The 11,110-nt window shown below is 58.3% G+C and carries 9 protein-coding genes; 6 read left to right on the top strand and 3 right to left on the bottom strand.

The features are described 5' to 3' along the window. A partial coding sequence (locus B3M58_RS09105) for a restriction endonuclease (protein ID WP_296218486.1) occupies positions 1-770 on the top strand: 770 nt, incomplete at its 5' end. A gap of 30 nt (positions 771-800) precedes the next feature. Then, on the top strand, positions 801-2,582 hold the full coding sequence (locus B3M58_RS09100; protein ID WP_296218485.1) for an NACHT domain-containing protein: 1,782 nt from the start codon (positions 801-803) through the stop codon (positions 2,580-2,582). 127 nt (positions 2,583-2,709) lie between these two features. Here B3M58_RS09100 and B3M58_RS09095 read toward each other — a convergent pair whose 3' ends face one another. The 3 genes from B3M58_RS09095 to plsB form a co-directional block, all read right to left on the bottom strand. Next, the gene (locus B3M58_RS09095; protein ID WP_296218484.1) at positions 2,710-3,387 is read right to left on the bottom strand and encodes a DUF4197 domain-containing protein; all 678 of its coding nucleotides are present in this window, start codon (positions 3,385-3,387) and stop codon (positions 2,710-2,712) included. 120 nt (positions 3,388-3,507) lie between these two features. Further along, complete coding sequence (locus B3M58_RS09090) at positions 3,508-3,723, bottom strand: hypothetical protein (RefSeq protein ID WP_296218483.1); 216 nt, start codon at positions 3,721-3,723, stop codon at positions 3,508-3,510. Positions 3,724-3,935: 212 nt separating this feature from the next. Further along, positions 3,936-6,419, bottom strand: coding sequence for a glycerol-3-phosphate 1-O-acyltransferase PlsB (plsB, locus tag B3M58_RS09085; RefSeq protein WP_296218482.1), 2,484 nt, complete (start codon positions 6,417-6,419; stop codon positions 3,936-3,938). Between the two features lie 461 nt (positions 6,420-6,880). Between plsB and B3M58_RS09080 the strand changes: the two genes are divergently transcribed. The 4 genes from B3M58_RS09080 to B3M58_RS09065 all read left to right on the top strand — a co-directional run bounded on the left by B3M58_RS09080 (position 6,881) and on the right by B3M58_RS09065 (position 10,885). After that, positions 6,881-7,804 (top strand): ABC transporter ATP-binding protein, encoded by a 924-nt coding sequence (locus tag B3M58_RS09080; RefSeq protein ID WP_296218481.1) that lies wholly within the window; start codon positions 6,881-6,883, stop codon positions 7,802-7,804. Next, positions 7,801-8,535 (top strand): ABC transporter permease subunit, encoded by a 735-nt coding sequence (locus B3M58_RS09075; protein ID WP_296218480.1) that lies wholly within the window; start codon positions 7,801-7,803, stop codon positions 8,533-8,535. The genes B3M58_RS09080 and B3M58_RS09075 overlap by 4 nt, the downstream gene beginning before the upstream one ends. An 8-nt stretch (positions 8,536-8,543) precedes the next feature. Beyond that, positions 8,544-10,379 (top strand): GldG family protein, encoded by a 1,836-nt coding sequence (locus tag B3M58_RS09070; RefSeq protein ID WP_296218478.1) that lies wholly within the window; start codon positions 8,544-8,546, stop codon positions 10,377-10,379. A gap of 296 nt (positions 10,380-10,675) precedes the next feature. After that, positions 10,676-10,885, top strand: coding sequence for a cold-shock protein (locus tag B3M58_RS09065; RefSeq protein ID WP_296218476.1), 210 nt, complete (start codon positions 10,676-10,678; stop codon positions 10,883-10,885). The last annotated feature ends 225 nt before the right edge of the window (positions 10,886-11,110 follow it).

Raw genomic sequence — 11,110 nt, 5'->3', positions numbered from 1 at the left:
GAATGGCGTGGAATCCGCAGCTGTATTTCCATTCCGTTGCCATTAGCTCACTGCCTACCGTCACCGATCCCAAGCAATACGGCGAGATGATTACCGGGCAAGTCTGGCGAACCTTCGCCATGTTTCTGCAATACATCGTGCCCGTGGCATTTATCTTCGGCGCGATTGGCTCGGTATTCGCCCGCGCCAAGCGGCGCAAGTTGTTGGACGACGTTGCAAGTGCCACACGCACTGGCAAAACCGTTGATGGCATAAACTGGCAGCAGTTTGAGCAACTGGTTGGCGAGGCCTTTCGCCGGCAGGGCTTTACCGTCACGGAAAGCGGCGGCAATGGGCCGGATGGCGGTATTGATCTGATTCTGCACAAAGGCAGCGAAAAGCATCTGGTGCAATGCAAGCAGTGGCGCGCGACCAAGGTTGGCGTTGCAGCAGTGCGTGAGTTCTTCGGGCTGATCGCTGCAGAAGGTGCCACCGGCGGCTTTGTCGTGACCTCCGGCAGCTTTACCGCAGATGCTAAGTCCTTTGCCAGTGGTCGCAATATCCGCTTGGTGGAAGGTCCTGAGCTTAATCGCTGGATCGCCTCTTCACGTACCGCTCAACCCAAGCCTTCGGCTACAGCTAGCTTCGTACCGGCACAAGCAGGTGCGCCAAGTTGCCCTGTCTGTAACTCGGTTATGCAAAAGCGGGTAGCGAAACGTGGGGCGAAGATTGGTAATGAATTTTGGGGGTGTTCGCAGTATCCGAAGTGTCGTGGAGTCGCGCAGGTTTGATATTACTTAGGTTTTTATTTTGGAGAAGTTATGCCTGATTTTTCTGCGGCAATTGCATTGTTAAAGAAACCAATCGAGGATGTGTATTCTGTTGCGAAAGATGAGGTTAAGTCAAAGATTGCGTTGGTTCGTACGTCTGCAAAAATGAAACAGCTGCACAAGAAGCTTTATGAGACGCAGCGTGTTAAAACAATTTGGCATACGGAGCGGCCATGTAGTTTGAGTTCTTTTTTTCATCCGGTTTCAATAGTTACTGATAATGCTTCTGTTATAGGTCCGTTTAGGTTGAATGGGCTTGATGCTTTTGATAATAACCACAATATAATATTTGGTACTGTTGGTCAGGGTAAATCAATTCTCCTTCGTTATCTTCTTGGTAAGGAGATAAAGTCTGGAGCCAGGATTCCTGTATTTGTAGAGCTTCGAAATGTTGGTGCTGGAACAATTTTAGATGCATTGAAAGAAAAGTTTTCCTCTGTGTTGGGTATACCTGTGGATGAGCAGGTTTTTTCAAGTTTTGCTCAGGATGGAAAAGTCTCTTTCTTGCTGGACGGGTTTGATGAGGTCGATCCATCGAATGTGACTAGAGTGCTTTCTGAAATAGAAGATTTGTCGTACAGGTATCAAGATTGCAAGATGGTTTTGACATCTCGTCCTGATTCTGAGTGTCGGCATTTGACGAATTTTTACTCGAACAAAATTCAGCCATTAGAGTCAGATAGTTTATTGGGCTTTTATAAGAAAATAACAAAGGATAATGAGTTTTCTTTGCGCTTGAACTCTGCAGTTAAAGGCTCTCCAACTAAGATAAGGGAACTGGTAACTACGCCGCTCCTGGCAACGCTGCTGGCAATTTCATATCGAAGTGCTCAGAAGATACCGCTAGATTTTGCAGAGTTTTATGATGATTTGTTTCAGATTCTTCTGATTAGGCATGATGCTTCTAAGCTCGGGTGGCGTAGAAACAGAAAATCTAAGCTTGATGATCGGCAAGTTCAGCAAATATTCGAGGCGTTTTGCTTTTCTACGCGGAGAAGACAAATTACCACAATTGATAAAGAGGTTGCGTACAGTATTGCGCAGGAAAGCATAGCTGAAACTTCAATTGAAGCAGAACCCCAGAATTTTCTGGATGATATTAAGAAAATAACTTGTCTGTTAGTTGATGAAGGTAAGAAGTACCACTTTGTTCATGCAAGCGTGCAGGAGTTTTTTGCAGCTCGATATATTAAGACTAAGGCTGATGTGGTTGCGCATAGATTTTATGAGCAGCTTGTGTCGGGGAAGTGGAGTTCTTGGTCTGAGGAGTTGGGTTTTTTACGTCAAATTGATGCGCATCGCGCTTTAAAATATTTCTATATACCAGATTTAAATTCAACTATTGATCACTTGCTAAAAGATAAATCTGAGCCTGACTCAGGTGTTGTGTCGGATTATTTGGGTTCAATGCGTGTTGTTAAGAAAATATCTGTCAGGGATGGGAAGGCTGCAGTTTCTTATTATGTAGATAAGGACTTGTCCTATAATTGTTATTATATGAATGTACTTGCTACAAGGTTGTTTTCTTCGATGTTTTCTAGGCATGTCGACGTGCATAATGTCTTGGGTTGGAGTATTGGTTTTGAAAATGATCCAAGTTGTATGGTTCGAACATATTTGGAAATTGCAAATGATCGCGGCAAGGTTTTTACTGCAGAGATTTTTTCTAAGGTTGATGCGATTGTTAGGGATTTTTTACGAGAGCGTAACGTGATGCAAAACTCTGTTCAGAGGGAAGAGAATAAGACAAGTTTTATAGATCTATCTGTATAGTGGCTATTATTTGTTGCTTTAGGTGTCTAGTATTTTGATAAATAAATATAACTTGGTGAGTTAGCTCTCTGCCGCATGAAAAAGCCAGACCTCACGGTCTGGCTTTTTCACATCTATCCAACCCTCCTTACAACGCCCCAAACACCTTCTTCGCCAAACTGGTCGCTGCACCCGCCGGATTCTCACGGATGCTGGCTTCCTGTTCGGCGATCATGGTGAACAGGCCGTCCAGCGCCTGCTCGGTCACATAGTTTTCGATATTCGCGCTTTTCGCGTCGATCACCCCGAAGCTCGCGGCTTGGCCGGCGAAGTTGTTGTATTGCTGGGCCAGGCCGACCTGGTCGGTGGCTTGTTTGACGATGGGCAGGAACTTGGCGCGGATCTGCTCGCGGCTAGTTTTGTTCAGGTACTGGGTGGCGGAATCGTCCGGGCCGGCGAGGATGCTTTTGGCGTCTTGCACGGTCATCTTCTTCACCGAATCCACCAGCAGCGCCTGGGCTTGCGGTACGGCGGCTTCGGCGGCTTTGTTCATGCTCGCTTCGAGCTGCTCGACCTGCGCGCCCATGCCCATCATCTTCATGGTTTTCGCGGCTTTGCCGAGGTTGCCCGGCAGTTCGATGCGTACGTCCGGGTTGTCGCTGAAGCCACCGGGTTTGCCCAGTTGTTGCACGGCGACTTTGGCGCCTTGGGTGAGGGCGTCTTTCAGGCCGCCGCTGGCGTCGCTCTGGCTCAGGTCGGCGAGGGACAACGCCATGGCGCTGCTGGATAGAACAAGGCCGGCGGCCAGGGAAATCAGACGAAGCATGGTGGGCATCCTTGTGCGATGGGAGAGGCAGTCACTGGAGCTTAACGGAGTGTTGCGCGCAGGCAAGTGTGCTGTTGCACCGCAGCTCTGACCGGGAGTGGAGCCAAGGGAGAGACGAGGCTAGTTGTTTAGGCGCTGCAACTCACGGCGCACCATTTGCGCGTAAGCGGCAGGTTTCAGGGTGTACAGCTCGGCGGCTACCCAACTGAGCCAGCGTGCGCCGAGTTCGGCCTTGGCCGCCAGCAGGCGCTGGGCTTCGGCTTCGGCGCGGGCTTGGTTGGCTTGGTGAAATTCGGCGCGGGAGGGTTTGGCGGTTTTGTCGTCGCTGGGGGCCATGGTGATCTGCCGGACGGTTGTGGTCGATCCTGGGTTTATCTACAAAGCCTTTGACCTTGTAGGGTGGATGACGCCTTTTTCATCCGCCATCGCGATGTGGTGGATGGATAAAGCGCCAGCTACGCGCCCCGATCCACCCTACGTCGTTTCGGTAGGGCCTAGGGTGAGCATGGCGGACAAGCCTGCGGCATGTCCGCCCTACGAGAGTGGGTTTACAGCGGCTCGACCACATCCTCGCTGCGATCCATCGTCACCTGGCGGATCGACAGGCGAATCTCGGCCGGCAGCACGCGCTTGGCGGCGCCTTCGGCGAGTTCGTTGAGCAGCGGGTGGTGGCTGAGTTTGCCGGCTTCGTCCTGGCGCAGTACGCCTTGGTCGAGCAAGGTCTGGATAAAGTGACGGAACAGACTCTTGTCGAAAAACTCCGGGGCGTTGAGGCCGTGGAGGATCGACAGGCGCTGGGCCATCACGGTGCAGAGGTCTTCCAGTTCTTCGGCGCTGATGGCGTTCTGCCCGGCGTTGAGCAGCAGCGCGGTGGCCATGTAGAAGCGTTGCAGGGTCTGCGCGATGGCGCGCGAGAGCAGGGTCAGCAGGACGAAATGCCGCGAGCTGGGCGCCGGACGCACGTAGACATCGCCTTCGAACTTGAGCAGGCCCTGTTCGAGGAATGCCGCCAGCCACTGGTCGACCACCGCGTCCAGCTCTTCCAGGCTCCAGCGGATAAACAGTTCGGATTGCAGGTAGGGATAGAGCGCGCGGGTGTAGCGCAGGATCTGCTCGCGGCTGATCCGCGCGCTGCTCTGGAAGAAGCTCGCCAGCAGTGCCGGCAGGGCGAAGATGTGCAGCACGTTGTTGCGGTAGTAGGTCATCAGGACGGCGTTGTGCTCGTCCAGGTAGAGAATCTTGCCCAGCGCATCCTTCTGTTCGGCGAGCAGGTTCATGCCCTGCACGTATTCGATCAGCGCCTGGCCGTTGCCGTCCGGCAGGGTGGTGTGCGGCGAGTAGGGCACGCGGCGCAGCAAGGCCAGGTAGAGGTCGAGCACGCGCGCCAGGGCGCGATCGTCCAGCGCCAGCTTGCTGGTGGAGAGCAGGGCCAGGGCCACCAGGTTGACCGGGTTGATCGCGGCGGCCTCGTTGAGGTGCTGGGCCACGCGTTCGCCAAGGCGGTTGGTGGCTTCGTTCAGCCAGCTCGGCCGGTACTGCGGGGCGAGGTCTTGTGTACGCCAGTCGGGCTGTTCCCGGTCGAGGAATTCGGCCAGCTTGATCGGCTCGCCGAAGTTGACCCATACCTGGCCGAAGCGCTGCTTGAGCGCGCCGATGACCTTGAAGATGTCGAAGATCGATTCTTTCTTCTTGCTCGCGCCGCGCAGCTCGCCGAGGTAGGTGCGGCCTTCCAGCACGCGCTCGTAACCGACATATACCGGCACGAACACCACGGGCAGGCGGTTACTGCGCAAAAAGCTGCGCAGGGTGATGGCGAGCATGCCGGTTTTCGGCTGCAGCATGCGCCCGGTGCGCGAGCGCCCGCCTTCGACGAAGTACTCGACCGGAAAGCCCTTGCTGAACAGGGTGTGCAGGTATTCGTTGAACACCGCGGTGTACAGCGGATTGCCCTTGAAGGTGCGGCGCATGAAGAACGCGCCGCCACGCCGTAGCAGGCCACCGATGACCGGCATATTGAGGTTGATGCCGGCGGCGATATGCGGCGGCGTCAGGCCGTTGCGGAACAAGAGGTAGGACAGCAGCAGGTAATCGATATGGCTGCGGTGGCAGGGCACGTAGATCACTTCATGGCCCTGGGCGACGTCCTGTACGCCTTCGATGTTGTTGACCTTGATGCCGTCGTAGATTTTGTTCCAGAACCAGCTCAGCACCAGTTCGAGGAAGCGGATCACCGTGTAGGTGTAGTCCGAGGCGATTTCGTTGCCGTAGCGCAGCGCCTGCGCCTCGGCTTTCGCGACGCTGATCTTCTCGCGCTCGGCTTCCTCGGTGATCGCCTGGCGCACCAGTGGGCCGTGTACCAGGCCCTTGACCAGGTTGCGCCGGTGCGACACGTCCGGGCCGATGACCGCGGCTTTCTGGTTGCGAAAGTGCACCCGCAACATGCGGTGGACCATGCGCAGGGTGCGTTCGTGGCCTTTGTCCTGTTCGACCAGCGCGCGCAGGTGGATCGGGGCGGAGAACTGCACGCGGGTCTTGCGCCCGAGAATCAGGATGCTGACCAGGCGGCGCAGGCGTCCGGTCACTGCCCAACTGTCGGCGAACAGCAGCTTCCACGGGCTGGTTTCACGGTCCGGCGACTGGCCCCAGAACACGCTGACCGGGACGATTTGCGCATCGTCCACGGCATGCTGGCTCAAGGCGCTGACCACCCGCTCCAGGGTCGGCGAGACGCCGCGCTTGTCCTGCCGGCCGAGCCAGTCCGGCTCCGGGGTCAGGTAGAAGAACGCGGCGGGCTCAAGCAACTCACCTACTGCGACCGGCACCACCGGACGCGGCAATCCCGCTTTGCGGCACTCGGTATCGACCACCGCCAGGTCGCTCAGCGACGGCTGTTGCAGCACGAAGAACACTGGCTTGCTGCGGTCGAGTTTGAGGGTGAAGGCCGACTGGTTGATGGTTTCCGAGCGTACCCAGAGGTACAGCAGGCGGCGTAGGGTGCCGAACACGAGACGGCGAAACGGGGAGCGGGTCATACGAAGTCTGCTGGCTATGCAAAACGAGCATTTGCTCGGGGCGGCTAGTGTGCCGGATCGCTGGCGAGTCGGCAAAATCTTGTAACGCCTCGGTTGTTCGAACCCTAGGCTGGGTTAGGCGCTTGTCGCGGGCTCGGCCATCGCACACCACGCGATGCGCCGTAACCCAGCCTGCGGGGCTCGGTTGTTCGGTTCTGCGTCTCTACACCGGGCTCCTCGGTGTGCGTAGCACTGCGCCCGGCGGCCTGGCTTGTGGCTGCGCTCGGTTCGCGAACGCAATATTGGGCTTCGCGGGGCTCAGCCCAATCTACGCAGTCGGCGGCGGGGTTGCAGGCAGATGCCTCACCGTTACCGGCTTGCACTGTCCGCACCCGACTCCTTATAGTCCGCCGGCATTTAAACGCCCGGCTTGCACCTGCACGGGTCGCGAGCAGGGCCTGTTACCGCAATGGTGAGAGGCCATGATCGAAATAAAAAACCTGACCAAGCGTTTTGCCCAGCACACCGCCGTGGATGACCTGTCCTTCAGCGTTCAACAGGGGGAAGTGCTGGGTTTTCTCGGGCCGAACGGCGCCGGCAAATCCACCACCATGAAGATGCTCACCGGCTTTCTCGCGCCGACGTCCGGCAGCGCCAGCATCCTCGGTTTCGATATCCAGAAAGACACCCTCAAGGCCCAGCGGCAGATCGGTTATCTGCCCGAAGGCGCGCCGTGCTACGGCGACATGACGGTGCGCGGCTTCCTTGGCTTTATTGCCGAGGTGCGTGGCTTCAAGGGCGCCGAGAAGCGCGAACGAGTGGCCAAGGCGGTGGCCCAGGTCGAGCTTGAGGCCGTGCTTGAACAGTCTATTGAGACGCTCTCGAAAGGCTTTAAGCGCCGCGTCGGCCTGGCCCAGGCGATTCTGCATGACCCGAAAGTGCTGATCCTCGACGAACCCACCGACGGCCTCGACCCGAACCAGAAGCACCAGGTGCGCAAGCTGATTCAGAGCCTGGCCCACGACAAGATCGTGATCATCTCCACCCACATTCTTGAAGAGGTCTCGGCCGTCTGCACCCGTGCGGTGGTGATCGCCCACGGCAAGCTGCTCGCCGATGGCACGCCGCTGGAGCTGGAAAGTCGCTCGCGTTACCACCAGGCGGTCACGTTGGTGGCCGAGGAGCCGCTGGATCAGGCGGCGCTGGCCGCGTTGCCGGGGGTTGCCGGGGTGGAAGAAAACGCCCTGGAACACGGTCTGAGCGTGCTGGCCAAGCCGGGGGAAGTGATCTTCCCGCAGGTCAATGCCCTGATCGCCCAGCGCGGTTGGCGGGTCAAGGAACTGAATGTCGAGCGCGGGCGGTTGGATGAAGTGTTCCGCAGCCTGACCCGTGGGGAGGTGGTATGAGTCAATTGCCGGTGATTTTCAAACGCGAGCTGGCGAGCTATTTCGCCACGCCGCTGGCCTATGTGTTTATCGTGATTTTCCTGGTGCTGTCCGGGGTGTTCACCTTCTACCTGGGTGGTTTCTTCGAGAGTGGTCAGGCCAACCTGTCAGCGTTCTTCAACTTCCACCCCTGGCTCTACCTGTTTCTGGTGCCGGCGATCGCCATGCGCCTGTGGGCCGAGGAGCGCAAATCCGGCTCCATCGAGTTACTGATGACCTTGCCGATCACCCGTTTCGATGCGGTCACCGGCAAGTTCCTCGCCGCCTGGGTATTTGCCGGTTTGGCACTGCTGCTGACCTTCCCGATGATCATCACGGTCAACTACCTCGGCGAGCCGGACAACGGCGCCATCGCCACCGGCTATATCGGCAGCTGGCTGTTGGCTGGCGCCTACCTGGCGATTGGCTCGTGCATGTCGGCGCTGGCGAAGAACCAGGTGATCGCCTTTATCCTCGCGGTCAGCGTGTGTTTCCTGTTTATCGTCAGCGGCTTTCCCATGGTGCTCGACGGCTTCAGCGGCTGGGCGCCGCAGTGGCTGATCGACGCCGTGGCCTCGCTGAGCTTCCTGACCCGTTTCGAGGCAATCAGCAAGGGCGTGATCGACCTGCGTGACCTGCTGTATTTCCTCACCCTGATCGCCGCCTGGTTGGCCGCGACCGCGGTGGTTATCGACCTGAAGAAAGCTGACTGAGGATGCCCATGAAAAAGCTGATGCTTTCCAGCGCCGGGCTCGCACTCATCGCCCTGGCGTTTCTCGCCTTCAACCTGTTCTCTAGCCTGAGCCTCAGTGGCGCACGCCTGGACCTGACCGAACAGAAGCTCTACACCCTCTCAAGCGGCACCGAGCAGATTCTTGCTGACCTGGACGAGCCGGTGGAGCTGAACTTCTTCTATTCCGACACTACCAGCAAGGACTTACCGGCCCTGCGCACCTACGCCAAGCGCGTCGAGGAAATGCTCAAGGCCTACCAGCGCGAAGCCGGCGACAAACTCAAGCTGAACATCATCGACCCGGCGCCGTTCTCCGCCGAGGAAGACCAGGCCGCCGAGTTTGGCCTGCAAGGTATTCCCTTGCAGCAGGGCGGCGATTCGATCTACTTCGGCCTGGCCGGCAAGAACGCCGAAGGCCAGACCCAGGTGATCCCGTTTTTCGCCCTGGATCAGGAAGAGTTCCTCGAATACGAACTCAGCCGTTTGGTGCAAAGCCTGGCCAAGCCCGAGCGGCCGGTGGTCGGCGTACTCTCCGGCTTGCAAGTCAACGGTGGCTTCGACATGGCGGCGCGCCAGCCGACGCCGCCGTGGATGGTCATGGAGGAGATTCGCCAGCTGTTCCAGATCGAAAGCCTGAAGGCCGACGTCGACCAGATTCCCGACAATGTTTCGGTGCTGCTGCTGATCCACCCCAAGCAGTTGCCCGAGCAGACCTTGTACGCCATCGACCAGTTCGTCCTGCGTGGCGGCAAGTTGCTGACCTTCGTCGACCCGTTCAGCGAGGCCGATACCCAGGCCGAAATGCCCGGTGAGATGGTCATCGACAAGGCCTCCGATCTGCCGCAGCTGTTCAAGGCCTGGGGCCTGCGCATGGTGCCGGACAAGGTGCTCGGCGATGGCTCCTACGCCATGTCGGTGAGCATGGGCCAGGGCCAACGCCCGGTGCGCCACGCGGCCTGGCTGAGCCTGCCGAAAAACGCCCTGGATGCCGAGGACATCAGCACCGCTGCGCTGGAAACCCTGACCGTGGCCACCGCCGGTATCCTCGAACCGCTGGAGGGGGCGAAAACCCGCTTTATTCCGCTGATCCGCAGCTCGCAATACGCCATGCCGTTCGACGCCAAACGCTTCGGCATGCTGAGCAATCCGGAAGAGCTGATCCGCGAGCTGGAACCTACCGGCGAGCGCTACACCCTGGCCGCCCGCATCAGCGGTCCGGCCATGTCCGCCTACCCGGATGGCATCGAAGGGCGCAAGGACGGTCTCAAACAGGCCGACAACATCAACGTGATCGTGATGGCCGACACCGACCTGCTCACCGACCGCATGTGGGTGCAGGTGCAGGACTTCTTCGGTCAGCGCATCCCGCAGCCGTGGGCCGACAACGCCGGTTTCGCGATCAACGCCCTGGACAACCTGGCCGGCTCCGAGGCGCTGATCAGCGTGCGCTCGCGCGGTCGCTTCACCCGTCCGTTCGAGGTAGTGGACGCGATCCAGCGTGACGCCGAGGTGCAGTTCCGCGAGAAGGAAGAAGCGCTACAGGCACGCCTGGCGGATACCGAGCAGAAGCTCGCGGCCTTGCAGCAAAGCGCTGACCCGAGCCAGGCGTTGGAACTGACCCCGGAACAGCAGGCCACGGTGCAGCAGTTCCTCCAGGAAAAGCTGAAAATCCGCAAGGAACTGCGCGATGTGCGCTATCAGCTGAATGCCGACATCGACGCCCTGGGGCGCAGCCTGAAGTTCATCAATATCGCCTTGATTCCGATACTGCTGACCCTCGGCGTGTTGGCCCTGTGGCTCTGGCGCCGGCGCAAGCACGGCTGATCTCGACCTGGCCCGGCGCAATGCCGGGCCAGGGTTCTGCGGCGGCTATCTTCGCCGAAACTGCACGGTTCGGGTGCTTTGCCAATTCTCCGCGATCCAGGCTGTAGCACTAGTGCCACGGGCTTCTTGCCGTATCTAAAAAGTGCTTTTCAGTCACAAAGCTTGCTTTATACTCGGTCAGCGGTCGTTGGCGGCACGTGCTCTGGCATACCGGTTGGTATGCCGGGCTCAAGGCCTGTGGCGTACCGTCGAACCGTCTTTACATGACAATAAAAACTGCGAGCTGGAGAGTGGTAATGGCTGATCGTGAGACAGGAACCGTCAAGTGGTTCAATGATTCCAAGGGGTATGGCTTCATTCAGCGCGAAAGCGGCGCCGACGTGTTCGTCCATTACCGCGCTATTCGTGGCGAAGGGCACCGTTCGCTGGTCGAAGGCCAGAAGGTCGAGTTCGCCGTGACCCAAGGCCAGAAAGGCCTGCAAGCGGAAGATGTTTCCGCTGTGTGAGCCCTGGCGCTACGAAAAAGCCCGTCGCTGACGGGCTTTTTTGCTTCTGTGGCCTGGCCGACGCTCGCTCGCCGTGCGGACTGTAGGCCAGGTGTAGGCGGGAGACGGTGGACAAGCCGGCGCATGTTTACCCTACGAGGTCGCAGGTGTGTTCGGTTTCGGTAGGCGCGGCGGGGCGCCCAGCCTATGGTCGCGAATGACGAGGTGTGCGTAGGGCGGACATGC

The sequence above is a fragment of the Pseudomonas sp. UBA2684 genome, from assembly GCA_002354655.1.
Taxonomy (GTDB): Bacteria; Pseudomonadota; Gammaproteobacteria; order Pseudomonadales; family Pseudomonadaceae; genus Aquipseudomonas.
Note: the sequence above shows the minus strand (reverse complement) of the source record. Positions and strands in the feature narration are given on the sequence as shown.